The sequence below is a fragment of the Pseudochelatococcus lubricantis genome (genome assembly GCF_042432495.1).
GTDB classification, from domain to species: Bacteria; Pseudomonadota; Alphaproteobacteria; order Rhizobiales; family Beijerinckiaceae; genus Pseudochelatococcus; species Pseudochelatococcus lubricantis.
The window spans coordinates 151,150-177,143 of the sequence record NZ_JBHLXC010000001.1; the positions used below are offsets into that span (position 1 = coordinate 151,150).

The window sequence follows — 25,994 nt, forward strand, 5'->3', positions numbered from 1 at the left end:
TCCGGTGATATAATAATGTATATTATTATTCTATACTGGAATGAAATATATGAGCGATATACCGGTAAATTGCCGAAACGCGGGAGATATTCAAAGTTACCTATCGAGTAACGAGGATAATAATCGCGTTTCCAGAGATAAACCATCCGGGCCGTTCGGACCATTCGGGCCGCTCGCACCGAAGAGATGGATACCTGAAGTAAAAGCAGCGGGCAGCCCGGCCCTGCTCAGTCCGGCGCTTCTTTCACAGCGCAAGGTGCGGGTCGTGGAACATGCGCATGTGCGTATCCGTGACGGCGTCACGGTTTTTCCGGTCGGCTTGGGAAAGCCGAGGCACGACAAGCGCCTTCCCTATTATTCGGAGCGTTACGTCGCATTCCCCGGTAATCTCAATACGCTGCTTCCTTTCGCGGGCGGATCGACAGAGGCAGACCTCATCACATGCCGGCATCTGGCCGCGCGGTTCATCGCGGAGGCACGCACCGCCGCCAAGCTGTTGCCGCATCGGCTCTTCGGCAACAAGGAGCTTGTAGCGAAAAACGTCACGCGCGATACGGAAGCGGAATTCGAGAGAATGACGCAGGAAGCGTCCGCGAAACATATCGTCAGCAATGACAGGTTCGGACATCATCTGGCGACGTTTTTCCGTGGCATGCAGTCCGGGGAGAAGAAGCATTTCCTCATCTGTTCCTGTAACCACGCCATGGCGTTCGAACTGCATCGCAAACCCGGCAACGCCGACGGTCATGACGAGTACGTCGTGCGATTTTTCGACCCCAACAGGACGGATATCAAAATTCGCTGCCAGCTCGATGATCCGGGCGGTTTCGAGTGCAATCAATATGCGTTGCGCCATTTTCTTGGTGACAGATACTATAGGGAATATTTTGGCGTCGGTGAGCGGGAGTCGATCCTGTTCGATTGCACGGATGCAGTGCCGGCTCAATCCAGGGTGGTGACGCTTGAGACGGGGGAGAAGCACGACCTTTCCGAAATATTGCTCTATCATCTGTTGGTCTTTAGCGGCGATCATGCGGCTTTTGACGTTGTCCGGCAAAGAATGGAAGCCATTCCTGACGTCATGGAGCGCCGCCGCCTGCTGAAGGCCAGGGATGCAGACGGTGTTTCGGGGCTTCATATGGCCCTGCAAGATAACCGGGCCGTGGCAATAGAGGCCTTCGCGACGCTGCTGAAGGCACTGGACCTTGGATCGGACGGGCGCGATGCCTTTCTTGGCCGCCTGCTGGAGGCCAGGGATCCAGCAGGCGTTCCGGGACTCTTTCTGGCGCTGCAGACTGACGGAGCGGCGGCGATCAAGGCCTATACAATGTTGCTGAAGGTGCTCGATCTCGGGCCGGAGGCACGCATTCCGGTTCTTGGTCGCCTGCTGGAGGCCAGGCGACCGGACGACGGTACCACGGGCCTCACCATGGCATTGCAAGGTAATCGCGTTGCCGGTATCGAGGCCTACGGGAGGTTGCTGGAGCAACTCAACCTCACGGGAGACGAACGCGCGGCTCTTCTTCCCGGTCTGCTGGAGACCAGGGATGCGGACGGTGCTCCCTGGCTGTTCACGGCACTAGAAAGTAATGAGGCTGCCGGTGTCGAGGCATACGGGGCGTTGCTGAAGGCGCTCGCCCTTACGCCGGAGGAGCGGGCGGCTTTTCTTTGCGGCCTGCTGGAGGCCAGAGATGCACAGCGTGTGCCGGGCCTTTTCATAGGATTGCAGGAGAATCGGGCGGCCGCGATCGAGGCATACGGGGAGTTGCTGAAGGGGCTCGCCCTTACGCCGGAGGAGCGGACGGCTTTTCTTCGCGATGTGCTGGAAGCCAGAGATGCAGACGAGATCCCGGGCCTCTTCATGGCGGTGGCCCATAGTTGCGCCGCCGCAATCGAGGCCTATGGGAAACTGCTGAACCTGCTTTCCCCCGACCAGGCTGGCGCAATGCTGGGGACGCTGGGAAAAGGGCGCTTGCGCTCCATGGCCCTGGATCTGGCGAACAGCAACACGAAAGAGGCCTATTACGAGCTGGAGAATCAACTCACGATTCAAGCCAAGCTACTTTCCGACCAGATTGAATCAGCTGAACAGAATGCGCTCTAACTTTATATTTTACTGAAACTCTCATTCAACTCGATGCACCGGTTTGCATGAAAAACAATCTAAACCAGTGTTAAGTTCTTCGGGAAGGCAACAATTGTCTGTCTCTTCGTATTTTATGCAGTTCCGGATTTAAAAACGATGTCAATTTTTACTGAGGAATAAAATGAGAAAAGCAATTTCGAAATCGTGTTATTTTGGGAAGGCTGAAGATAACCACTTGCGCAACGAAAGTGATGATAAGCTTCGCAAGCATGCATCGTTTGAACGCCTCTGGCAGAGCGCCCGGACACCCGATGCGGAAGCGGTGCGCAATGCCGCTGCAGACAATCCGATACTTCTCCCACAGCGCACAGTGCGGGTGGTCGAACACGCGCATGTGCGCCTTCTTGACGGTGCCAGACTTTTCCCCGCCGGTGGAGGGCAACCGGCGCATGACAAGAGCGTTCCCTGTTATTCGGAGCGTTACGTCGCGACCGCCGGTAATTTTAACGGACAGGCCTATTTTAATGGCGGATCGAAGATGGCAGACTTGATCGCATGCCGTCATCTGGCTGTGCGCCTCATCGCGGAAGCGCGCGCAACCGCCAAGCTGCTGCCGCATCGGCTCTTTGGCAGCAAGGAACTTGTAGCGGAAAACGTCACGCGCGATACGGAAGCGGAATTCGAAAGAATGACGCAGGAAGCGTCTGCGAAACATATCGTCAGCAATGACAGGTTCGGACATCACCTGGCGACATTTTTCCGTGACATGCAGTCCGGGGAGAAGAAGCAATTCCTCATCTGTTCCGGCAACCACGCCATGGCCTTCGAGCTGCACAGGAAGCCGGGCAAGTCGGGCGGTCATGACGAGCACGTCGTGCGCTTTTTCGACCCCAACAGGACGGATGTCAAAATTCGCTGCCAGTTGGCCGATCCGGCCGGTTTCGAAAGCGATCAATATACGCTGCGTCATTTTATCGGCAGCGACGACTACGATCTTTACTTCGGCGCACGCGAGAAGGAGTCGATCCTGTTCGATTGCACGGACGCTGATCCGGCGCAGTCCAGGTTTGCAACGCTTGAAACGGCGTCGGAGCGCGGCGTTTCCGAAATACTGCTTCACCATCTGCTGAGTTCCGGGGGCGATCGGGCGGCTTTTGATGCTGTCCGGCAGAAAATAGCGGCGATTCCGGATGAGGCGGAGCGTCGCACTCTGCTGGAGGCCAGGAGTGCAGGCGGTGTGCCGGCGCTCTATATGCTGCTGCAGAATAACCTCGCTGCTTCGATCAAGGCCTATGGGGAGATGCTGAGCACGTTTGCCGGTGAGCCGGAAAAGCGCGCTGATTTTCTTCCCGGTTTGCTGAAAGCCAAGCGTGCAAACGGTTTGCCGGGCCTCCATATGGCGTTGCAGAATAATTGCGCTGCCGGGATCGGGGCGTTCACGGTGTTACTGGAGGGGCTCGACCTTACAGGGGAGGAACGTGCGTCTCTTCTTCCTGAGTTGTTGAAGGCCAGGGATGCACGCGGCATCCCGGGACTGTTTATGGCCTTGCACAATAATAGAGCTGCCGTGATCGAGGCTTACGGGGGGTTGCTGGAGAGACTCGCCCTCACGCCGGGGGAGCGGGCAGAATTTCTGCATGCCCTGCTGGATGCCAGGAGTGCAGACGGTTTGCCGGGCCTCCATGTGGCGTTGCAGAATAATAGCGCTGCCGCGATCGAGGCTTACGGGGGGTTGCTGGAGAGACTCGCCCTCACGCCGGGGGAGCGGGCAGAATTTCTGCATGCCCTGCTGGATGCCAGGAGTGCAGACGGTTTGCCGGGCCTCCATGTGGCGTTGCAGAATAATAGCGCTGCCGCGATCGAGGCATTCGCGGGGTTGCTGGCGCGGCTCGCCCTCACGGCAGAGGAGCGCGCATCACTTCTCCCGGGTCTGCTGGAGGCCAAAGATGCAGACGGTGCTCCGGGGCTGCTCATAGCGTTGCAAAATAATCAAGCTGCCGCGATCGAGGCCTATGGGGCACTGCTGAATGGGCTTGGCCTGACGCGGGAAGAGCGTGCGTCTCTTCTTTCCCGCCTGTTGGAGGCCAAGGATGCAGACGGTGTCCCCGGACTGTTCACGGCGCTACAAAATAATGGAGCTGCCGGAATCGAGGCGTACGGGGCGTTGCTGAAGGAGCTCGACCTCACAGGGGAGGAGCGCGCGTCTCTTCTTTTCGGCTTGTTGGAAGCGAGGCGCGCAGACGGTGTGCCGGCTCTCTATATGGCGCTGCAGAATAATAGCGCTGCCGCGATTGAGGCTTACGGTGAATTGCTGGCGGGGCTCGCCCTCACGGGAGAGGAGCATGCATCTCTTCTTTCCGGCCTGCTGGAGGCCAGAGACGCAGAGGGTGTCCCGGGGCTGTTCGTGGCCTTGGTGAGTAATTGCGCTGCCGCGATTGAGGCTTACGGTGAATTGCTGGAGAGGAGGCTCAACCTTTCGGCGGAGAGGCGCGCGTCACTTCTCCCCGGTCTGCTAGCGGCCAAAGATGTAAACGTTGTTCCGGGGCTGTCCAGGGCGCTGCAAGATAATCAAGCTGCCGCGATTGAGGCCTATGGGGCACTGCTGGGAAGGCTTCGCCTCACGCCGGAGGAGCGCGTGTCGCTTCTCCCCGGTCTGCTGGCGGCCAGGGATGCAAACGTTGTTCCGGGGCTGTTCATGGCGCTGCAAAATAATCAAGCTGCCGCGATAGAGGCCTATGGAGCACTGCTGAAAGGGCTCAGTCTGACGCGGGAAGAGCGTGCCGCTTTTCTCGGTAGCCTACTGGAAGCCAGGCGCGCAGACGGTGTCCCGGGGCTATTCCTGGCGCTGAAAAATAATGGAGCCGCCGCGATCGAGGCATATTCAAAGATGCTGAACATGCTGTCTGCCGACCAGTCTCGCGAGATGCTGGACATGCTGCAGGAAGGACACCTGCGTTTCGGGTTATTGAGAAAGGCGGACGGCGATACGATATACGCCTATCGCGACATGGAGGCGCAGCTTCGGTCTCAGGCCGAAGCATGATCCGATTTCTGTAAATCGGATCATGCTCTGCAAGTGCTTGATCTCGGCCGAAGTCTTTTACGCTACCTCTTTCGGCACCAGCGCCAGTACACGCAACGGGCTTCCGGAGCCGCGCTGCACTTTCAGCGGCGCGGCGACGAGTACGCTGCCGCGCACGGGCAGTCGGTCGAGGTTGGTCAGGCATTGCAGGCCGTACTTGCCGTTGCCATGCAGGAAGTGGTGGGCGGGGTAGGGCGGATCGAGATGGCCGCCCTGGCCGGCGTCCGTGCCGATGGTCTCCGTGCCGAAGCCCAGAATGTCGCGCTCGATGACGAGCCACTGCATGGCGGCCGCGTCGGGGCCGGGTGTATGCGCGCCGTCGTCGCCGAGGTTGGCATAGGCGCGCCAGTCCTTTTTCGACCAGTCCGTGCGCATCAGCACCCACGCGCCGGCGGGGATGCGCCCGTACGCCGTCTCCCACCGTTCGAGAAACGGGACCGTGAGCAGAAAATCGGCATCGGCCGCCGCCTCGCGCGTGCAGTCGATGACGATGGCCGGCGCGATCATGTGGCGCGTCGGCAGGGTATCGACGCTGTTGTTCGGCAGGTCACGGCCTGTATACCAATGCACCGGCGCATCGAAATGGGTGCCGGTGTGCTCGCCGAAGCTCAGGTTGTTCCAGTACCACGCGGGACCCGCGGCATCGTAGCGGGAGATTTCCTCGATGCGCACAGGGGCGGACTGGCCGATTTCCGGCGGCATGACGATGACGGGGAAATCGGGTGAAAGGGTGAAGGTCAGATCGACGACATCGATTTCGCCGGAGGCGATTGCTTCCGCAAAGCCCGACAGGTCACAGGTTGGCATGCATTTCCTCCGGCGTTTCTGGCCTCAACCGGCAAGTTCCCGCTCCAGCGCCTTGGGATCGGCGATGAAGCGCGCGTGAATATCCTGCGCGACGTCGCCGACGAAGACGTCTTCCAGCCCGCGCTGCAGGGCATCGACGACGGCGCGCGCCAGCGCGGCGGGGGCGACCTTCGGCGGTGGCTCGGTCTGGAACCACTCAATGTCGAGCGGGCCCGTGAATACGTTGACGACCTTGAGGCCCCCCGGTCGGAAGGAGGCACGCAGCGACTGGCCGAGCGACAGGCACGCGGCCTGTGAGGCCGACCAGGCGCCGTAGGCCGGCAGGTTCGCGAGCGCATACACGGACAGGATGTTTACCCACGCGGCCGCGCTGTTGACGCCATCTGCGCCGCGCGCGCGCATGACGGGGCCGAATGCCTGCGCGAGCCGCGCCAGCCCGAGGTAGCCGGTTTCCAGCTCCTCCCGTACGACGTTGAGGCCATCGCGGTCCAGCACGCCGCCGGGGCGGATGTGGGCGGCGGTGTTGACGAGGATGTCGACCTTGGCGCCGATGTCTGCGGCGAGATCGCGCACCGATCTGTCGTCGCGCACGTCGAGCGGCACGATGCTCACGCCTTCAAGAGCCCGCAACTCCGCCTCACCCGCAAACGGTTTCCACTGTTCCGGCACGCCCGCGAACACCGTGCCGGCGCCGGCCGCCTTCAGGGCCTTGACGGCGGCAAGGCCGACGGGGCCGCGCGCATCCGTCACCAGCACACGGCGGAACTTGGGATCGGCGGTCAATTCGCGCCATTGCCGGTCGTCGGCCATGTTCGGAGTCCTCGTCGCGGGATGGGCGAAGGCGACCGCCTGTCCACTGCGGTCGAGCTGCAGGGACAGCGTCACGCGCGCGCCCAGCGTGCAGTCGGCGTGCAGATGCGCGATCACCGCCGGTCCGCAGTCGAGCGTGACGATGCCGGCGCGCCACGGCGCGCGCTCGCGGAAATAGACCTCGCTCGGCACCCTGATCGTGGTTTCGCTCGCCAGAATGCCGCCGGCCGGCGCGTCCGCGAGCTTCACATTGAACGACAAACACGCCGGGCACGCTTCCCGGGGCGGGTAGTGGAACGTGCCGCACTCCCCGCATCGCGGCAGCATGAAGCGCCCTTCCGCCGCCGGGCGGATGAGGCCGTGCGCCTTGCGGCTGCGCTCGGCCGGGGGCAGGGTGGGCTGGCGCGTGCGCTTGAGGGGATCTTTCCGGCGGGGGGGTGCGATGGGGTCGGTCATGCGTTGTCTCCGCCCAGAATGGCCGCGCCGGAGGAAAGGCCGCGATCATAATTGATCATGCCGAAGCCGGACGCAAGGCTGAGGCGTGCGCCTGCGACCTGGGTCGGTCCGGCCGCGCCGCGAACCTGCCGCATCGCCTCGACGATGCCGAGATGCCCGCCGGCAGCTCCCGCCTGCCCGACGGAAAGCTGGCCGCCGGAGGTGTTTTGCGGAAAGCTGCCGTCGATGGTGAAGTCGTGCTGGCGCACGAAGTCCGGCCCTTCGCCCTTGCCGCAGAAGCCGAGATCCTCGAACTGCATCATGACGATGACGGGATAGTCGTCGTAGGTCTGGACGACATCGAGGTCGTCCGGCCTGATGCCGGCCATGGCATAGAGTTCGCCGATATCCTTTGCCCAGCCGCCGCGTACCTGTATCGGGTCATCGGAAAAGGCATTGTGGCGCTCGATCGTCGCGAGGAGGCGCGCGCCCGCGAGGCCGAGCTGCGTCGCGGTTTCCCGCCGCATCACCAGAAAGGCCTCGGCGCCTGCGCAGGGCATCACGCAATCATACAGATGGATGGGATCGCTGATCGGACGCGCGTTGATGTAGTCGTCGAGAGAGAGCGGCGTCTTCATCAGTGCGTTGGGATTACGCAAGGCATTGCTGCGTTGGCTGACGGCGATTTTGCCGAAGTCCTCGCGCGTCGCGCCGAACTTTTCCATGTAATGACGGGCGATCAGGGCGAAACTGGCGTTCGCGCCGCCGGAGCCGTAGGGGTAGACACCGTCCTGCGCGAAGCGCGAGAAGGTGGAGAGCGTGCGCCGGAAGCTGTCCGGGTGGTTGGTGTCGGCGGCGACGCAGGCGACGATGTCGGCATCGCGCGCCTGCACCGCGCGCGCGGCCCGCCGCAGAGAGATGATGCCGCTGACCCCGCCCATCGCCACATGGTCGAGCCAGCGCACGCACAGGCCGAAGTGCTGGGTGATGCCGATGGCGGTATCCGGCCCCACCGTGAAGCTCGCGAGGCACAGGCCGTCGATGGCGCCGGGCGCGATGCCGGCCTCCCGTGTGAGTGCCTGCAGGGCGCGGCCGATCCACCAATGGGCGCCTTCGATGGAGTAGCGCACGTAAGGAACGGTGACGGGCGCGACCAGCACCACGTCATCGTAAGGTGTGCGGGTGGCCTGCGGTTCTGGGCGGGTCACGGACATGTCCTTCAAACGCAAGTTCGTTAAACCACGGTCAGCGTCACGTCGACGTTGCCGCGCGTGGCGTTGGAATAGGGGCAGCGCTCATGGGCCTGCGCGACGATCTCCCGGGCGAGGTCGGGCTCTACCCCCGGCAGCGACGCCCGCAGCTCGACCGCGAGCGCATAGCCGACCGCCACGGGCCCGATGCCGACAACGGCGGTGATCGTCGTGTCGTCCGCCAGCGGGATTTTTCGCGTGCGCGCCACGAGCTTCACCGCGCCGAGGAAGCACGCGGCATAGCCGGCGGCGAAAAGCTGCTCGGGATTGGTGCCGGGGCCGTCGTCGCCGCCAAGCCCCGCAGGAACGGAGAGCTGTACGGATAGCCGCCCGTCGGTGCTGGCGGCCTCTCCCTGCCGGCCGCCGGTGGCGCTTGCCTGTGCGGTGTAAAATATCTTTTCAGGTTTCGTCATCGCTGGCTTTCCTCATTTCTCATGATTCTGTATCGCCTCCGGCGTCAGGCGGTCTGCGGCCCGCGCCCCCGGGCGACGAGTGCACGGAAGTCCTCCCGCGCCCGTGCGGGGGACAGGGCGAAGGCCGGTCCACGGCTCGGTTCGATGCCGTTCAGCCGGTGCAACTGCACCCACATCTCGGCACTCTTCAGGGCGACTGCCGCGCAGTTGATGACGGGCGCCCGCCCCACGGTGAGGCCGCGCTCGCGGCTGAGCAGCAGGCCGGGCAGGACGCCGGCCGGGATGACGACGTCCGCTCCCGCGTCGACCAGCGGTTGCGCGCAGGCCGCGAAGGCCGCGCACATGCGGGCGTGGGCATCGTCGTCGCCGGCGAAGGCGTCGCTGAAATCGGCGGGCGTGCAATCGAGACCGCGCACGCCGACGACCCGGTGCTCCAGACCGTAGAGCGCCGCCTGCTCCAGATGCCACGTCTCGAAAACGCTGTCGAGTGTGACAAGGCCGAAGCGTCGGCCGAGCTGTGCCGCCGCGTAAAAGGACGCCTCGCCCGTGCCGATCACAGGGATTCGCAGCGAGGCGCGCAGCTCATAAAGGCCCGGATCCTGGAAATGGCCCATGACGACGGCATCATAGCCGGCGTCTTCAGCCGCAAGGCCGTTGTCGATCGCCAGAATGGCGCAGCGCAGCTCGCTGAGGCGGCCGAAATCGCGATCCGGCGGCGATATTCCCGCCACTTCCACCGTCACCCCGGGGGCGGCAATGCCGTTCAGATAGTCCTGCAGGCGCGTCATGTACGGCGCGCTTGCGGACGCATCCACAAAGCTCTGCCAGAAAATACGCATGTCCTCTCCGCCCGTTCTTGCCGGATTCTCAACCGGATCAATCATTTCCGGCTGCTGACGGCCGGACGTGTTCTTAGCGGGTTAAAAAGTTAAAGCATAAACTAATTGGACCGTCAACCGAGGTGAGCAGTCGCCGTAAATAATCTTGCAGCGGCATAGGCCAATGGCTTGCTGCGTGTGCGGTCAGTCTGCCAAAAATGAGGGAGGAATGGATGAACATATTGGCAAAAAATGGAAATTTTGATGCCGGCATAGGCCGCCTGCGAAAAGAAGCGCCACGTCTGAAATATGCCATTGACTTGCGTTGTGAAATTCTTCTAAGCTTAAAATAATAACGCGAGCTAGTCGCGTAAGGGGAATTAAGGATGCCGCAGTCGAGGGTTGACAGGCGCCATCCGGGGAGAGTGCCTCCCATGCAAGTTTGAAACGAATGTGCGCGGAAGTTTGCGTCGTCACCCGTTCCTGCGATGGTTTAGACGGGCATCGCCGGGGCTGACACCGGCGTCGTCCGTCTGCCGGTCCGGTTTCCGCCGTGACGACAGCCGCCTTCCGAGCCGTCATCGAACAATAAAACGAGTGAGGGAAACAGGATGAACAAGTGGCTATCCATCGTATCGCTTCTCGCCGGCGTGTTTTCCGCGCAGGCGGCGCTGGCGGATATAAAGGTCGGGTTCGTGACCGGGCTCAGCGGCAACGGCTCCTCGATCGGCATCCCGTATGCCAAGGGCATCGCCGCCGGCCATGAATACCGTGGTGAGGTCGACGGCGAGAAAATCCAGCTCATCCAGCTCGACGACGGCTCCGATCCGTCCGCCGCCACCCGCGCCGCGCGCAAGCTCGTCGAGGAAGAAAAGGTCGACATCCTCATCGGCACCGCGACCGCCCCGGCCACCATCGCCATCGCCTCCGTGGCGAGCGAGCTGAAGGTGCCGTTCATCGCCATCTCGCCGATCAATCTCAACGAGAAGGAAGGTGCTGAAAAGTGGACGGTCGCCGTCCCGCAGCCGCCGGCGCTCATGGTCAAGGTCGTGACTGACCGCATGCACCGCGACGGCGTCAAGAACGCCGGCTACATCGGCTTTTCCGATGCCTGGGGCGATTTCGTCTACGCGGGCGCGAAAGCCGCGGAACAGGCCGGCCAGTTCAAGGTGATCTCGAACGAACGCTACTCGCGCACGGACACGTCGGTGACCGGCCAGATCCTGAAGATTCTCGCCGGCCGCCCTGACGCCGTTCTGATCGGCGGTTCCGGCACGCAGGGCGCATTGCCAATCCTGACCCTCGCCGACCGCAACTTCAAGGGCCAGATCTACGGCACGCCGGCGCTCGTCAACGCGGATTTCATCCGTGTCGCCGGCAAGTCGGCGGAGGGCATCCTCGTCTCGACCGGGCCCGTCATCGTGGCGGAGCAGCTGCCCGACGATCACTTCGCCAAGAAGATTTCGCTCGCCTTCCGTGAGGCTTACGAGAAGGTCAACAAGAGCGAGACGAGGGACGGCTTCTCCGCCTACTCGTTCGACGCCTGGCTGATCTTCACGGAAGCGGCTGCGCGCGCCAAGGCGAAGGCCACGCCCGGCACGCAGGAGTTCCGGCAGGCGCTCAAGGACGAAATCTTCAAGACGAAGGAACTCGCCGGCGTGCATGCCATCTACAACTTTACGCCCGCCTCGAACTATGGCGTCGACGAGCGCGGCCTTGTGCTCGTGCGCCTTCAGAACGGCGCCTGGAAATACGAACCCTGAGGCCGCTGGCCGTTCAACAACGACAGGAAGGCGTGACGCAGAATGACGCTTGAAATCGCCGCGATCCTCGGAATAGACGGTGTCGCCAACGGCGCCATCTATATTCTGGTCGCAATCGGCCTCGTGCTCATCTTCACGGTTACACGGGTTATCTTCGTCCCGTTCGGCGATATTGCCGCCTTCACCGCGCTGACGCTCGCGGCGCTGGAAAACCGGCAGGTGCCGGGCACGATCAGCCTTGTCATCGCGCTCGCCGTCATCGCGGCCCTGATAGAGGTCGTGTCTCTTGTGCGGCGCGGGGACTTGCACGCAGTTCCCCGCGCCCTCCTGTTCTATCTCGGCCTGCCGCTGCTCGTGGTCGCCCTGGTGCGCTTCGGCATCGGTTTCGAGTTGCCGATGGCGGCGCGTATCGCGCTCGCTATCCTGCTGGTGCTGCCGATCGCGCCGCTGCTCGACCGCATCATCTTCCGCCCCATCGCCGATGCGTCGGTGCTGCTCCTGCTCATCGTCTCCGTGTCGCTGCATTTCGCGCTGTCGGGGCTCGGCCTGCTGTTCTTCGGGCCGGAGGGCGTCCGCACCCAGCCGTTGACGGAGGCTGCGTTCGATGTCGCGGGCATCCTGATCTCCGGGCAGACGATCCTTATCGTGGTCACGTCGGTGATCTTCAGCATCGGCCTTTATCTTTTCTTCGACTACACGCTGACCGGCAAGGCGTTGCACGCGACCGCCGTCAACCGCACGGGCGCACGGCTGATGGGCATCCGGCCCGCGCGCTCCGGCGCCATCGCCTACATCCTCGGTTCGCTGATGGCTGGCACGTCGGGGGTGCTGATCGCCCCCGTCAACACGATCTTCTACGATTCCGGCTTCCTGCTCGGCCTCAAGGCGTTCGTGGGCGCCATCATCGGCGGCCTCGTCGGCTATCCCTCGACGGCGCTCGGCGCGCTGTTCGTCGGCCTGCTGGAGAGCTTCGCTTCCTTCCAGAGCAGTGCGCTCAAGGAGGTGATCGTTTTCTCGCTGCTGATCCCGATCCTTATCTGGCGCTCCCTTGCCTCCACCCATTCAGAAGAAGACATCGAAGAATGAGCCCTAACCATATCCGTGCGGCGGGCGTGGCGGCGGCCCTTCTGCTCCTGGCGGCACCCTACGCGCTCAACTCGTTCAGCATCACGCTGATGAACTATATCGGCGTCTATGCCCTGGTGGCCATCGGCCTTGCCCTGCTGACGGGCGTGAGCGGCATCGTCTCCTTCGGTCAGGCGGCGTTCGTGGGTATCGCCGCCTATGCCACGGCGTGGGCGACGGCGGTCAACGACTATTCGCCGTGGATCGGCCTTCTGCTCGCCATCGCCCTCACCTGCAGCATCGCGGCCTTTCTCGGGCTGGTGACGCTGAAGCTGCAAGGGCATTTCCTGTCGCTGAGCACGCTCGCCTGGGGGTTGGCCATCGCCTTTCTCTTCGGCAACATCGATGGGCTTGGCCACTTCAACGGCATCGCCAACATTCCGCCCATCGCCATCGGTCCGTTCGAACTGCTGTCGGGCACGCAGATCTACTACCTGATCTGGGTGATCGTCATCGCGGCGCTCGTGCTCGCCTACAACTTGCTCGATTCCCGCGTGGGGCGGGCGATGCGCACGCTGCGCGGCGGCAACCTGCTGGTGGAGAGCCTCGGCGTCGACGCCTTCCGCATCAAGCTGGCCGTCTTCGTCATCGCGGCGCTGCTCGCGGCGATCTCGGGCTGGCTCTATGCGCATCTCGGGCGCTTCGTGAGCCCGACGCCGTTCGAGGCCAAGATGGGCATCGAATATCTGATGATGGCGATGATCGGCGGTTCCGGCAGCCCCATCGGCGCTGTCGTCGGCGCGGCCCTCATCACGCTGCTGAAGGACTACGTGCAGGATATCCTGCCGCTGATCGCGGGCGGCGCCTCCGGGCAGCTTGAGATCGTGGCGTTCTCCTTCCTGTTCATCCTGTTCCTGCAGAATGCGCGCAACGGCATCGTGCCCTATGTTACGCGCTTTCTGCCGAAGCCCGCGGAAGCGCCGCCCGCGCCGGCGACGCCCCTGCCGCGCCGGCAGCAGCCCGCGCCCGGCACGCCGCTGCTTGAGGTGCAGGATGCCGAGAAGCGGTTTCAGGGCCTCATCGCCGTCAACAAGGTGAATTTCGAGATCCGGGCGGGCGAGATCGTCGGCCTGATCGGCCCCAACGGCGCCGGCAAAAGCACCATGTTCAACCTGATCACCGGGGCTCTGCGCGCGACGTCCGGGCAGATACGCTTTGCCGGTCTCGACGTTACCAGAAGCGCGCAGCGCGAGGCCTCGCGCGCCGGGATCGCGCGCACCTTCCAGCACGTGAAGCTGCGCCCGCGCATGAGCGTGCTGGACAACGTCGCCCTCGGCGCCTACCAGCGCACCGGGGCGAGCTTTCTCTCGTCGGCGTTGCGGCTCGACCGGGCCGAGGAGGCGAGCGCCCGCTACGAGGCGTGGCAGCAGCTCGAACGGGTTGGCCTTGCCGACAAGGCATTCGAGCAGGCGGGTAACCTCGCGCTGGGCCAGCAGCGCGTGCTTGAGATCGCGCGCGCCCTTGCTTCCGACCCCGTGCTGCTGGTGCTAGACGAGCCGGCCGCCGGCCTGCGGCGTCAGGAGAAGATCGCCCTGGCCGAGCTGCTCCGTTCCCTGCGGGCGCAGCATCTCACGATCCTGCTCGTCGAGCACGACATGGAACTGGTGATGAACCTCGTCGACCGCATCGTGGTGATGGATTTCGGCACCAAGATCTGTGAGGGCCTGCCCGCAGACGTGCGCAACGATCCCCGCGTGCAGGAAGCCTATCTTGGAGGAGTGAGCTGATGTCGCTGCTTTCCGTCGAGAACGTCAGCGTCAGCTACGGCAAGGTCGAGGCCGTGCGCGGGGTCAGCCTGTCCGTCGAGGCGGGCCGCGTCGCGACCGTCATCGGCCCCAACGGCGCGGGCAAGACGACGCTGCTGACCGCCGTCATGGGGCTCCTGCCCTACAAAGGGCGCATCCTGTACGACGGCATGGATCTGTCGAAGCTGGATGTCGAGGCGCGCGTCGAGCGCGGCCTGTGCCTGGTGCCGGAAAAGCGCGAGCTTTTCTCGGAGATGTCGGTCTCCGACAACCTCATCCTGGGCGCGTACAGCCGCCGAGACCGCAACAATGTCGCGCGCGATCTCGATGCCGTCTACGACCGTTTTCCGCGGCTGCGCGAGCGGCGCAGCCAGCTCGCGGGCACGCTGTCGGGCGGCGAGCGGCAGATGCTGGCGCTGGGGCGGGCGCTGATGACCAAGCCGCGCCTGCTGATGCTCGACGAGCCGAGCCTCGGGCTTGCGCCGCTCATCGTGCGCGAGATTTTCCACGTCATCGGCTCGCTGCGCGATCTCGGCGTGTCGCTGCTGCTCGTGGAGCAAAACGCCCGCGCGGCGCTGGAGACCGCCGACTTCGGCTATGTGCTGGAAACCGGCGAACTGGCGAGCGCCGGGCCGTCGAAGGATCTCATCCACGATCCCCGGCTGATCGCCACCTATCTGGGCGAGCACTGAATGGCGGCGGCCGGGCAGGGGACCCGGCCGCCGCCCGATGCCTCCGCAGCGCCGGATCAGAAAAAGGCGCACGGAGAGAATAGGCAAAGGGAGATTTTCCATGCGAAAACCAGTTTAGATCTGTAAGCGCAAGGTTTCAGTATTGTTATGCAATCTGCTCTGGAATTATTGTCCGGAGATATTTGCGTTTTACAAAGTAAAAGAAACTATATATTTAAAAAAGATATTGACTCCAAACATAATTACGGTAATTTTCACGTAAGTTGGTTCGATGGATATGCACGATGACGGGCAGACTGGCCCGCCGACGCAGCCGCGACAATAATCACCAGCGTGAAGACGCGGGCGGCCGGACGACGAACCCAACGACAGAGGGATGTACGATCATGACAACAGACACCGCTCCCGGAGGGCCGGCCGCAGCCGGCACGGAACCCGCCATCGACATGGATGCCGTCCTCGCCGAAATCCGCCGGCGCCGCCTTGAGTTCGAGGTCCTCCGCCATGTGCCGCAGGACGTCGTGCGCAAACTTCAGCAGATCGGCTGTTACCGGGCCTTCGTGCCGCGCGAGTTCGGCGGCGACGAACTCTCGCCGGCGGATTTCTGCCGCCTGCTGGAGCGCATCGCGGTCGCCGATGCTTCCACGGCATGGGTTGCGAGCTTCGGCGTTTCGTCGGTCTATCTGGCGGGGCTGCCGCCGGAGCGGTTCGCGGAAATTTATGGCAACGATCCCGATACCGTGTTCGCAGGTGCGCTGTTCCCGCCGCAGCCGGCGCGGACGAACGGCGACGTACTGACGGTTTCCGGGCGCTGGAACTATTGCTCGGGCGTGACGGGCGCCTCCCTTGTCGGCGTCGGTGTCAAGGTCGAAGGCTGGGATGACGGGGGCCTGCCGCGCATGGCAGTGCTGCCGCGCGGGCGCGTCACCGTCGACGAGAACTGGGACACCATCGGCCTGGTCGCCACCGGCAGCCATGACGTGGTGCTGGAGGATGCCGAAATCCCGCGGGACTGGACCTTCGTGCGCGGCGGAAAGTCCAGGCGGGAAGGGGCGATCTTCCGCTATCCCTCCATGGCGATCGCCGCGCAGGTGCTGGCTGTCGTCGGGCTTGGCACCGCGCGCGAGGCGCTCGACGTGCTGGCCGAGATGGCCGGCGGCGACGGCTCCATCACCGGCGCGCCGCTGCTCGCCAAACGGGCCTATGTGCAGGCGGAACTCGCGCGTAGCGAGGCGGCGCTGGCGGGCGCACGCGGCTTCTTCTACGACACCATCGAGGATGCCTGGCAGACGCTGCTCGCCGGCGACGAGCTGAGCCAGCAACAGCGCATTCGCCTGCGTCTTGGCGCGACGAGTGCCGCCCACGCGGGCGCCGAGGTGGCGCGCGCGGCCTACGTCGCGGGCGGCACGCGCTCCATCGTCCGCCATCATCCGCTCGGCCGGGCGATGAACGATGCCGCCGCCGTCGCGCAGCACGCCTTCCTCGGCCTCGGCACGTGGGAGAGCGCGGGCGGCGCGCTGCTCAACCAGCCGGGCGTACCCGGCTATCCATGACTGGAATCTGTCCTGTTTCAACGTAAACAGGACAGACTCTAGATTTCTTATTTTGAGCGAATTCTGATCGGAACGCGCTCTAGCAAAAGAAGGGGAACCATGATGACCACTGAAGCAAAGCCGTTGCGCGTCCTGTTCTGCATCGCCGTGCAGCAGAACTTTTTCGATCTGCCCGCCGCCGAGATCGGCACCGTCTGGAAGGCCTTCGGCACGATGCTGAACGACCTCAGGAACCTGCCGGGCGTGACCATTCTCGGCACCATCGATGACGACCAGACGATGGTCGGCACCTCGCCCAACGGCTGGCCGTGGACTGCCTACATCCTGGCGGACGTCCCCGACCACGCCACCGTGGTCGCCGGCTGCAACCTGTTCCGCACGACGCCGGTGGGCGAATACCGTCTGTGGAAGTTCTGCCGTGTCGAGGCCCGCATCGGCCGCGAACTCGTCATCCCCAATCTGTGAGGCATTGCTCATGACGCAGATTGCAGTCGTTACCGGCGCGACGGCCGGCCTGGGCGAGATCATCGCCCGCACCCTGCACGGCGCCGGCTATCGCGTCGCCGTCACGGGCCGCAACCATGCGCGCGCGCTGGAGATCGCCGCGGAGCTGGACGGGACGGGCGAAACGGCCGTCGGCCTCGAACTGGAGATCGCGAAACGCGACCATTTCGAAGCCGCTCTCGCACATCTGGTGGAGAAGTGGGGGCGCGTCGACGTGCTCGTCAACAACGCCTCCGTGACGCGGGCCCAGCCGGTGCTCGACATCACCACGGAAGAGTTCAACGAGGTGATGGCGATCAACGCCGGCGGTACCTTCACCGGCTCGCAGGTGTTCGGGCGCTATTTCAGGGATCGCGGCTACGGCCGCATCATCAACCTGGCCTCGCTCGCGGGGCAGAACGGCGGCACGGCGACCGGCGCCCACTATGCCGCCTCCAAGGGCGCGATCCTGACGCTGACGAAGGTGTTCGCGCGCGATCTCGCCCCCTACGGCGTCACCGTGAACGCCATCGCGCCCGGGCCGCTCGACTCGCCCATCGTCCACCGCACCATCCCGGCCGACCGCATGCCCGGCGTGCTGTCGACCATTCCGGTCGGCACGCTTGGCTCGCAGGAGTTCGTGGCGCGGACCGTTTTGCACCTCGCCTCGCCCGATGCGGGCTTCGTGACGGGCGCGACATGGGATATCAACGGCGGGCTTTACCTGCGTTGAAGGTCCGGGCGGGCGGCGGACCGGCGGCATCGAGCGCGCCATCCGTGCCCGCCCGGCAACAACGTGTCGGCAGGCCGCCTGCGGGAGTAACACTTGATGGTCAATTCGGATGAATTCCGCGAAGCGATGAGCCGGCTCGGTGCCAGCGTCAATCTGGTGACGACGGACGGCCCCGCGGGCCGCCGCGGCCTGACGGTTTCGGCGGTGTGCTCGGTGACGGATTCGCCGCCGACCCTGATCGTATGTATCAACCGCGCCAACCGCTCGCACGACATCGTGCGCGAGAACGGTGTCCTCTGCGTCAATATCCTCGCGGGGCGGCACGAGGCGCTGTCGAAGACTTTCGCGAGCAACCGGATGTCGAGCGACGACAGGTTCGCCGGCGGGGAGTGGGAAACACTGGCCACGGGATCGCCGGTGCTCAGCGATGCCCCCACGGCGCTGGATTGCAGGATTGCCGGTTGCGTCGAGGTGGGCACGCACACCATCTTCATGTGCGAAGTCGAGCGCATCAGGATGCGGGAGGCGGAAAACCTCGTCTATTTCAACCGCAGCTTCCACCATCTGCATCCCGCCTGAGTGGGGGGCGGCTCTTCAATCATCCACGGTTTCGCGCAGACGGCGCAAGTTGGCGAAGGCGCGATGCAGCGTGGCGTTCATGGCCTCGATCTCGGCAGGATCGATCGCCTCGAAGCCGGCGGAGAAGATGCGCTCCGCCTCGGCCCAGGCCAAGCGGCGTGCCTGTTCGCCTTTTTCCGTGATGCGCACCTCGGTGACGCGGCCATCCGACCGGCTTTGGTGACGTTCCACCAGCCCCTCTGTCGTCATGCGTTGGATGATCTTGGTCGTCGTGTTAAGGCGTATGACGCAGAAATCGGCAATCTCGGAAATGCTGAGAGACTGGCCCTCGTGCAGCGACATCAGCACCCGCCACGCCGGCATGTCGAGGTCGATGGGCTTGAGAACGCCTTCCATAACCTGCGTATAGACCGCGGATACGCGGACGATCCAGTAGAACGGCCAGTCAGTCTTGCGAAAGTCCTTGCGGATTTCGTCGGGTAGCGGAAGGGCGTTGCTCATCGTCTGTCCCGGTCTATTGCGGGACGACGATAGCACGTCCGGCCGGCGGATGGCGAAGGGCGAATGCGGCATTCCTTACAACCCGTCCGGATCGCGCCCCTCTTCGACAGCGCGCCGCAGCAGGCTGGGTACGCTCCACGATAGAGGATCGGCGGCAGCGAACGCCGCGAGCCGCCGTTCGATTTCGGAGAGGCCGATACGGCCCGCGTGGTGCATCGGCCCGCCACGCCAGCGCGGAAAGGCGTAGCCGTGGACGAGCACGAGGTCGATATCGGAAGCCTTTTCGGCAATGCCTTCCTCAAGGATGCGGAAGCCTTCCTCGATCATGGCGGTAACGGCGCGGTCGACGATTTCCTCATCGGTGAAGCTGCGGCGGGCGATGCCGGCCCTGGCCGACTCCTCCTCCACGATGCGCCCGACCAGCGCCGACGGGCTGGCTTGGCCTTCCGCATGGTCGTACCAGCCTGCACCGGTCTTGCGGCCGAGCCGCCCGGTCTCCTCCACGACGCGGTCGGCGATGGGGATGTAGCGGAAGTCCCTCTTCGTTTTCCAGCCGAGCCGCTTGCGGTTGGCATAGGCGATGTCGAGGCCGGAGAGGTCCTGCACCTCATAGGGGCCCATCGCCATGCCGAAGCCGCGCATGGCGGCGTCGACCTGCCACGGCGTCGCGCCCTCGATCAGCAGGATGTCGGTTGTCTGGCGATAGCGGGTGAGGATGCGGTTGCCGATGAAGCCGTCGCAGACGCCAGCCAGCACCGGGATCTTCTTCAGCCGCGCCGCGAGCCGCAGCGCGGTGGCGAGCGTCTCCGGCGCGGTTTCGCGCGCCTTCACCACCTCAAGCAGCTTCATCACGTGGGCAGGGCTGAAGAAATGCAGGCCCAGGAACCGGCCCGGGTTGCGGATGCCCTCGGCAATGCGGTTGACGTCGAGATAGGAGGTGTTGGTGGCCAGCACCGCCGTTTCCGGCAGCGCCGGGTCGAGAGCGCTGAAGATACGGCGCTTGACGTCCAGATCCTCGAAAGCCGCCTCGATGGCGATGTCGGCGGCGGGGAGCGCGTCGTAGCCGGCGTGGAAAGTGAAGCGGGCTTCCCTGTCGGCGGCAGCGGCCTCGGGCGTGGATTTGCCGCGCCTGACCGCGTCGTCGTAGAGCTTCGTCACGTTGGCGCGGGCGCGCTCCACCGCGGCTGCGTCGGTCTCGACCAGCGCGACGTCGATGCCGATGCCGGCGAGCGCATACGCGATGGACGAGCCCATGGTACCGCCGCCCACCACGACGGCCGAGCGGATGTCGGCGCCGCCCTCGCGGCCGCGTCCGGCGGCGGCGCGCTCGGCGAAGAAGATGTGACGCAGCGCGGCGGCCTGATCGGACGTCTTGAGGTTGAGAAAGGTCTGCCGCTCAAGCGCCAGCCCCTCGGCGAGCGGCAGGCGGGCAGCGGCCGCGACAAGTTCTATGGCTTCCAACGGCGCGATCTGTCCGGGCATCCGTTTGGCGGCCTGCCGGCGTGCTGCCTCGACGGCTGCGTCGGCGGCGGCCGGCGCAGGCAGGTCGCCGGTCGCGGGACGGTCGGTGAGCGCCAGGGCGCGCGCGGCCGCGACCGGATCGGCATCGACCGCATCGATAACGCCGAGGCGCAAGGCTTCCGCCGCGGCAACGATCCGCCCCTCGCTGATCAGCGACAGGGCCGCCGGGAGGCCGGTGAGGCGCGGCAGCCGCTGCGTGCCGCCCGCGCCGGGGACGACGCCGAGCGTCACCTCCGGCAGGCCGAGCGTGGCGGCGGGTGCGGCAATGCGCCAGCGGCAGGCGAGCGCGAGTTCCAGCCCGCCGCCGAGCGCCGCGCCGTTGATCGCCGCGATGACCGGAACGGGAAAACGCTCGATCCGCGCCACGATATCCGGCAGATGCGGCTCCCGCGGGGGCGCGGAAAACTCCCGCGCATCCGCCCCGGCGACGAAGGTCTTGCCGGCGCCGGTCAGGATGACGCGCCCGACATCCGCCGCCCCGGCTTCGTCGAGGGCTGCCATCAGCCCCTCGCGCACGGCGTGGGAGGTGACGTTGACCGGCGGGTTATCAATGGTGATCAGCGCGATGCGATCGTCGATGCGGACGGAGACGGACATGAAAACCTCACGGATGCCGGTCGTGGCGGGCGGAGCGCGGGCGCGTCTGCGCTCCCGTTACAAGGGCGGGAGAAGCTTCCACTTCCCGTCCTCGATGCGGATCAGCACGCGCGCCCGTTCGTCGACCCAGTTGAGATTGTCGGGCTTGAAATTGTAGATGCCCTGCGTGCCGACGAATTCCCGCGTGTTGAAGATGGCTTCGCGCAGCGCCTTTCGGAACTCCGGGGTGCGCGGCTGTGCGCCGGAAGCCTTCGCCCGCTTCGCCGCGTCGACGAAGGCGATCCATCCGTCGAAACCATAGGCGGAAAAGCCGTCTGACGGCGGCGCGCCGTTCACCTTCTCATAGGCCGCCCGGTAGGCCAGCGCCACGCTGCGGATCGGATTGGATTCCGGCAGCTGTTCCGCCACCGTGACCGGCCCGGTGGGGCAGATGATCCCGTTCGCCGCGCTGCCGGCGATGCGGAGGAAATCCGTGCTGATCATGCCGTGGTTGCCATATACGGCGCCCTTGTAGGCCCTGTCCTTCAGGGCCAGCACCGGCAGCGCGCCGGACGTGCCGGTACCGCCGATCATGACCGCGTCCGGGCGCGTGGATACGGCCCTCAGAACCTGCGCCGTCACCGACGTATCCGCCCGGCCGTAGCGCTCGTCCGCGACCACCTTGATGTTCGCGGCTCCGGCCGCCTGGACGAGGGAGTTGTACATCAGATCGCCGAAGGCATCGCTGAAGCCGATGAAGGCGACGGTCTTGACGTTGCTGGCCTTCATGTGATCGACGATGCCCTGCACCAGCAGGGAGGTCGGCTGCGGCACCTGGGCGACCCAGGGGCCATCCTTCCCCGGGGCCACGGGTGAGATGGGCGAGATCGCGATCATCGGAACCTGCAACTCGACCGCGGTGACGGCCATGGCGACCGTCTGCGGCGCGCCGGAGGTGCCGATCAGGAAATCGACCTGATCCTGTTCCACGAGCTTGCGTGCGTTGCGGGTGGAGATGGAAGGATCCGACGTATCGTCGAGCTGGATGATGCGGATTTTCTCGCCGTCGATCTCGCCCTGATACTCAAGCCCCGCCTGCAGGCCTTTCGCATTCGGGATGCCGATGGACGAAACCGGGCCGCTGAGGCCCGTGATAAAGCCGACGACGATCTCCGCCCGTGCGCCGCCGCAAACCAGCGGGACAAGCATCGCGGCGGACAAAAGAAGCTTCTGGTAACGTTTCATGACAGAGTTCCCCTTGTGTTTTCTTGCCCCGTCCGTTTCGGCGTTTCTTTTTTGTTGTTTTCGTGAAGACCGCTGTCGTCCCCGCCGATCACTCGTCCGGAATGACGGCGACGGCCTGTATCTCGATCCGGGCGCGTTCCTCGACCAGCGCGACGACCTGCACGGCAGCCATGGCGGGGAAGTGCTTGCCGATGATCTCGCGGTAAGCCTGGCCGATGCCCTTGAGGTTGTCGTTGTACTCGGCCCTGTCGGTGAAGTACCACGTCATCGACGTGAGATGCTGCGGCCCCGCGCCTGCTTCCGCGAGGATCGCGACGACGTTTGCGAGCGTCTGGCGCACCTGTCCGGTGAAGTCGTCGGTCTCGAACTGCTGTTGCGCGTTCCAGCCGATCTGCCCGCCTACGAAGACGGTGCGTCCGCGCGCTTCCACGCCGTTGGCGTAGCCAAGGGGCTTGGCCCAGCCGTCAGGTTGCAGGACCTTGTGCATCGTTGACCTCCAGATGGTGGGAAAGGGTGGTGCGGATATCGTCTGGCCATGCAATCGGCCGGTGATTCTTGAGCGACGTCGCGACGAGGCGCTGGCTCGCCGTCCAGACCGTATCGCCGCCGACGGCGACATGATGGGCGAAGTCGAGCGAGCTGCGGCCGATCCCGACCACGCGCAGGGTGAAGTCGAGCCTGTCACCGTGGAAGGCGGGCTTCGCGAACGTCACATCGAGCCGCACGGTCGGCACGCCGATGCGGCGCTCGTGGATGAGTGTCGTCCACGGTGCGCCGATGTCCGTGAAAAAGTCCTCGGTCACGCCGACGAGCATGTCGATGTAGGACGGAAAGTAGGCGATGCCCGCCGGGTCGCAGTTGCTGAAGCGCAGGGGGCGCGATGTCTCGAACACATCATACTCCTGTGAGTCAGGGCGCCTTGACCAGTTCGGGCTTGAGCAGCTCGCGCGCGATGATCAGCTTCTGCACCTCTGTCGCGCCCTCATAGATGCGCAGGGCGCGGATTTCGCGGTAGAGCTTCTCGACGGTCTCGCCGCTCGTCACGCCCCGCCCGCCGAAGAGCTGGACGGCGCGGTCGATGACGGTCTGCGCGGTTTCGGTGGCTGTCATCTTGGCCATGGCGGCCTCGCGTGTCGTCGGCTTCTGCTCGACGTCCCGCCGCCAGGCGGCACGGTATGTCAACAGCGCGGCCGCGTCGATGCCCGTCGCCATATCGCCGAGCGCGGCCTGCGTAAGCTGCAGGTCTGCCAGTGTCGCGCCGAACATTTTTCGCGCTTTCACATGCGCCACCGATTCATCGAGTGCCCGGCGCGCGAAGCCGAGCGCCGCACCGGCGACGGAGGCGCGGAAAATATCGAGCGTGCGCATGGCGAGCTTGAAGCCCTCCCCCGGCACGCCCAGCAGGCGCATCGCGGGAATGCGGCAATTGTCGAAATGCAGCGTCGCCAGCGGGTGCGGCGCGATGACGTCGATCCTGTCCTTGATGGAAAAGCCCGGATCATCCGGAAACACCACGAAGGCCGAGATGCCGCGGGTGCCCGGCTGCTCGCCGGTGCGGGCGAACAGCGTGTAGACGTCGGCGATGCCGCCGTTGGAAATCCACGTCTTCTCGCCATCGATGATGTAATGGTCGCCGTCGCGCCGTGCCGCGCATTGCATGGCCGCGACGTCGGAGCCGGCCTCGGCCTCCGACAGGGCGAAGGCGGCAAGCCATTCACCGGCGGTGACGCGCGGCAGCACCGCCTGTTTCAGCTCGTCCGGGGCGGCGAGGTTGATGGCGCCGGTGCCGAGCCCCTGCATGGCGAAGGCGAAATCGGCAAGACCGTCGTGCCAGGCAAGCGTCTCGCGGGCGAGGCAGATGGTGCGCGAATCGATGGCCGTCCTGCCCGAGTCGCCTGTCGCGGCGGCGAGCAGGCCGGCCTCGCCGAGCAGGCGCACCAGCGAGCGGCAGGCGGCATCCGTGTCGGCATGGTCGACGCCATGGAGCGCACCCGAGGCGGCGAAGGCGTCGAGCTTTTCCGTGAAGGCGCGATGCGCCTCCGCGAAGAACGGCCACGCGAGATGCTCGCGCGTCGGGCCGGCGGGCGAGGGGCGGGGGGCCGTCATGTCAGTTCCCCTCGAAGACGGGCTTCCGCTTGGCGGCGAAGGCCTCGAAGGCGCGGCGGAAATCCTGCGTCGCCATGCAGATGGCCTGCGCCTGCGCTTCCGCCTCGATCATCTCGTCGAGGCCCATGGCCCATTCCTGGTTGAGCTGGTTCTTGGTGATGCCGTGGGCGAACCACGGGCCGTCCGCGAGCTGGCGCGCCACGGTCCCCGCCGCGTCGAGCACCGCATCCGCCTCGTGGATCGCGTTATAGAAGCCCCACGCCAGTCCTTCCTCGGCGCTCATGGCGCGGCCGGTGAACAGCAGTTCCGCAGCCCGGCCCTGCCCGATGATGCGCGGCAGGATGCCGCAGGCCCCCATATCCGCCCCCGCGAGGCCGACGCGGGTGAACAGGAAGGCCGTTTTCGCGGCGGGCGTGGCGTAGCGCAGATCGGAGGCCATGGCGAGGATCGCGCCCGCGCCGGCGCAGACCCCGTCCACGGCCGCGATCACCGGCTGCGGGCACTTGCGGATCGCCTTGACGAGATCGCCCGTCATGCGCGTGAAGGCGATGAGGTCCGGCATCGCCATGTTGGTCAGCGGCTCGATGATCTCGAACACGTCGCCGCCCGAGGAAAAGTTGCCGCCCGCGCCGTTCAGCACCACGGTGCGGATGTCCGAGGCGTAAACGAGATCGCGGAACAGGTCGCGCATCTCGGCATAGCTGTCGAAAGTCAGCGGGTTCTTGCGGTCGGGACGGTTGAGGGTCAACGTCGCCACGCGGCCATCTTCGCTCACTTCCCAGAGGAAGTGGCGCGCCTGATAGTCCCTGAAGGGACGCAGATGCGAACGCATCGTTGTGAGAGTTACCGCGCTGCTCATCCTGCCATGACCTCCCCGCCGGCCACCACGATGGCCTGTCCATTGATTGATGATGCACCCGGCCCTGCGAGCCAGCGCACGGCGTCCGCCACTTCTTGCGGTTGAACGAGACGCCCCTGTGGATTGGATCGGGTGAATTCGGCCAGCGCCTCGTCGCGCGAGCGGCCGGATTTCCCGGTGATGATGTCGACCGAGCGCGCCACCAGCGCCGTGTCGGTATAGCCCGGGCACACCGCGTTGACGGTGATGCCGGTGCGCGCCAGTTCCAGCGCCAGCGCGCGCGTGAGGCCGACGACCCCGTGCTTCGCCGCCGTATAGGCGGACACGTAGGCGTAGCCGGTGAGGCCGGCGGTGGAGGCGACGTTGATGATGCGCGCGCCATCGCCATGCGTACCTTGGCCATGCTCGCGCAACTGCGGCAGCGCGGCTTGCGTCACCAGAAAGACGCTGGTCAGATTCGTGGTGACGGTCTGTTGCCAGAGGTCGCGCGTCGTCCTGTGGAAAGGCGCGCTCGGCGCCTCGCCTGCATTGTTGATCAGGATCGAGACCGTGCCGAAGGCGGCGTTGGCCCGCGCGAGCCCCGACGAGATGGCGTCGGCGTCGGTGACGTCGAAGCCGTCCGCGACGAAGGCCTGGCCCGGCGGCAGGGTCGCCGCGACGGTGTCGAGCGGCTCCCGCCGCCGTCCGGCCAGCGTCACATTCGCGCCGTTACCCGCGAGGGCCAGCGCGATGGCCGCTCCGATGCCGCCGCCCGCGCCGGTGACGAGCGCGTGCCGGCCGGCGAGAGGTGCTGTTGTCGACATGGCCCGCTC

At 64.9% G+C, this 25,994-nt stretch carries 23 protein-coding genes; 10 read left to right on the plus strand and 13 right to left on the minus strand.

What is annotated here, in order from left to right:
- The first annotated feature begins 49 nt into the window (after positions 1-49).
- Positions 50-2,104, plus strand: a complete 2,055-nt coding sequence (locus tag ACFFJ7_RS00620) for a ShET2/EspL2 family type III secretion system effector toxin (protein WP_377590235.1) — start codon at positions 50-52, stop codon at positions 2,102-2,104.
- A gap of 163 nt (positions 2,105-2,267) precedes the next feature.
- Positions 2,268-5,129, plus strand: coding sequence for a ShET2/EspL2 family type III secretion system effector toxin (locus ACFFJ7_RS00625; protein ID WP_377590237.1), 2,862 nt, complete (start codon positions 2,268-2,270; stop codon positions 5,127-5,129).
- A 57-nt stretch (positions 5,130-5,186) separates the two neighbouring features.
- On the opposite strand, the gene ACFFJ7_RS00630 is transcribed toward ACFFJ7_RS00625, so the two are convergent.
- From ACFFJ7_RS00630 to ACFFJ7_RS00650, 5 genes are read right to left on the minus strand one after another with little or no spacing between them, the layout of a single operon-like run.
- Positions 5,187-5,975, minus strand: a complete 789-nt coding sequence (locus ACFFJ7_RS00630) for a cyclase family protein (protein ID WP_377590239.1) — start codon at positions 5,973-5,975, stop codon at positions 5,187-5,189.
- Positions 5,976-5,999: 24 nt separating this feature from the next.
- Entirely contained in the window at positions 6,000-7,241 is a 1,242-nt protein-coding gene (locus ACFFJ7_RS00635; RefSeq protein WP_377590241.1) for an SDR family oxidoreductase, read from the minus strand.
- A complete protein-coding gene (locus ACFFJ7_RS00640) occupies positions 7,238-8,428 on the minus strand; it encodes a thiolase family protein (protein ID WP_377590243.1) in 1,191 nt (396 codons plus the stop codon). Before ACFFJ7_RS00640 ends, ACFFJ7_RS00635 begins: the two co-directional genes overlap by 4 nt.
- Positions 8,429-8,454: 26 nt before the next feature.
- Complete coding sequence (locus tag ACFFJ7_RS00645) at positions 8,455-8,883, minus strand: organic hydroperoxide resistance protein (protein WP_166953680.1); 429 nt, start codon at positions 8,881-8,883, stop codon at positions 8,455-8,457.
- A 44-nt stretch (positions 8,884-8,927) separates the two neighbouring features.
- On the minus strand, positions 8,928-9,722 hold the full coding sequence (locus ACFFJ7_RS00650) for an aspartate/glutamate racemase family protein (RefSeq protein ID WP_377590246.1): 795 nt from the start codon (positions 9,720-9,722) through the stop codon (positions 8,928-8,930).
- Between the two features lie 590 nt (positions 9,723-10,312).
- Here ACFFJ7_RS00650 and ACFFJ7_RS00655 point away from each other — a divergent pair.
- From ACFFJ7_RS00655 to ACFFJ7_RS00690, 8 genes are all read left to right on the plus strand, one after another.
- On the plus strand, positions 10,313-11,464 hold the full coding sequence (locus ACFFJ7_RS00655; RefSeq protein WP_166953684.1) for an ABC transporter substrate-binding protein: 1,152 nt from the start codon (positions 10,313-10,315) through the stop codon (positions 11,462-11,464).
- A 42-nt stretch (positions 11,465-11,506) separates the two neighbouring features.
- On the plus strand, positions 11,507-12,550 hold the full coding sequence (locus ACFFJ7_RS00660; protein WP_166953686.1) for a branched-chain amino acid ABC transporter permease: 1,044 nt from the start codon (positions 11,507-11,509) through the stop codon (positions 12,548-12,550).
- Positions 12,547-14,316, plus strand: coding sequence for a branched-chain amino acid ABC transporter ATP-binding protein/permease (locus tag ACFFJ7_RS00665; RefSeq protein WP_377590249.1), 1,770 nt, complete (start codon positions 12,547-12,549; stop codon positions 14,314-14,316). The genes ACFFJ7_RS00660 and ACFFJ7_RS00665 overlap by 4 nt, the downstream gene beginning before the upstream one ends.
- Entirely contained in the window at positions 14,316-15,026 is a 711-nt protein-coding gene (locus ACFFJ7_RS00670; protein ID WP_377590251.1) for an ABC transporter ATP-binding protein, read from the plus strand. The genes ACFFJ7_RS00665 and ACFFJ7_RS00670 overlap by 1 nt, the downstream gene beginning before the upstream one ends.
- 386 nt (positions 15,027-15,412) lie before the next feature.
- Positions 15,413-16,579 carry an acyl-CoA dehydrogenase family protein gene (locus ACFFJ7_RS00675; protein WP_377590253.1) on the plus strand — a complete coding sequence of 389 codons (1,167 nt, stop codon included), beginning with the start codon at positions 15,413-15,415 and terminating at the stop codon, positions 16,577-16,579.
- 99 nt (positions 16,580-16,678) lie between these two features.
- Complete coding sequence (locus ACFFJ7_RS00680; protein ID WP_377590255.1) at positions 16,679-17,044, plus strand: hypothetical protein; 366 nt, start codon at positions 16,679-16,681, stop codon at positions 17,042-17,044.
- A gap of 10 nt (positions 17,045-17,054) precedes the next feature.
- Positions 17,055-17,795, plus strand: a complete 741-nt coding sequence (locus ACFFJ7_RS00685) for an SDR family NAD(P)-dependent oxidoreductase (protein WP_377590257.1) — start codon at positions 17,055-17,057, stop codon at positions 17,793-17,795.
- Between the two features lie 96 nt (positions 17,796-17,891).
- The gene (locus ACFFJ7_RS00690) at positions 17,892-18,374 is read left to right on the plus strand and encodes a flavin reductase (protein ID WP_166953696.1); all 483 of its coding nucleotides are present in this window, start codon (positions 17,892-17,894) and stop codon (positions 18,372-18,374) included.
- 15 nt (positions 18,375-18,389) lie between these two features.
- Here the strand turns inward: ACFFJ7_RS00690 and ACFFJ7_RS00695 are convergent, their stop codons facing one another.
- From ACFFJ7_RS00695 to ACFFJ7_RS00730, 8 genes are all read right to left on the minus strand, one after another.
- On the minus strand, positions 18,390-18,875 hold the full coding sequence (locus tag ACFFJ7_RS00695; protein ID WP_166953697.1) for a MarR family winged helix-turn-helix transcriptional regulator: 486 nt from the start codon (positions 18,873-18,875) through the stop codon (positions 18,390-18,392).
- 75 nt (positions 18,876-18,950) lie between these two features.
- Complete coding sequence (locus ACFFJ7_RS00700) at positions 18,951-20,993, minus strand: 3-hydroxyacyl-CoA dehydrogenase NAD-binding domain-containing protein (protein ID WP_377590261.1); 2,043 nt, start codon at positions 20,991-20,993, stop codon at positions 18,951-18,953.
- A 57-nt stretch (positions 20,994-21,050) separates the two neighbouring features.
- Entirely contained in the window at positions 21,051-22,217 is a 1,167-nt protein-coding gene (locus ACFFJ7_RS00705; protein WP_166953701.1) for an ABC transporter substrate-binding protein, read from the minus strand.
- An 88-nt stretch (positions 22,218-22,305) separates the two neighbouring features.
- Positions 22,306-22,704, minus strand: a complete 399-nt coding sequence (locus ACFFJ7_RS00710; RefSeq protein WP_166953702.1) for a RidA family protein — start codon at positions 22,702-22,704, stop codon at positions 22,306-22,308.
- On the minus strand, positions 22,682-23,110 hold the full coding sequence (locus ACFFJ7_RS00715; protein WP_166953704.1) for a thioesterase family protein: 429 nt from the start codon (positions 23,108-23,110) through the stop codon (positions 22,682-22,684). Before ACFFJ7_RS00715 ends, ACFFJ7_RS00710 begins: the two co-directional genes overlap by 23 nt.
- Positions 23,111-23,126: 16 nt before the next feature.
- The gene (locus ACFFJ7_RS00720) at positions 23,127-24,323 is read right to left on the minus strand and encodes an acyl-CoA dehydrogenase family protein (RefSeq protein ID WP_377590265.1); all 1,197 of its coding nucleotides are present in this window, start codon (positions 24,321-24,323) and stop codon (positions 23,127-23,129) included.
- A gap of 1 nt (position 24,324) precedes the next feature.
- Positions 24,325-25,182 carry an enoyl-CoA hydratase family protein gene (locus ACFFJ7_RS00725; RefSeq protein WP_166953707.1) on the minus strand — a complete coding sequence of 286 codons (858 nt, stop codon included), beginning with the start codon at positions 25,180-25,182 and terminating at the stop codon, positions 24,325-24,327.
- Positions 25,179-25,985: an SDR family NAD(P)-dependent oxidoreductase gene (locus ACFFJ7_RS00730; protein ID WP_377590268.1), complete on the minus strand. Its 807-nt coding sequence runs from the start codon at positions 25,983-25,985 to the stop codon at positions 25,179-25,181. Before ACFFJ7_RS00730 ends, ACFFJ7_RS00725 begins: the two co-directional genes overlap by 4 nt.
- Positions 25,986-25,994: the final 9 nt, after the last annotated feature.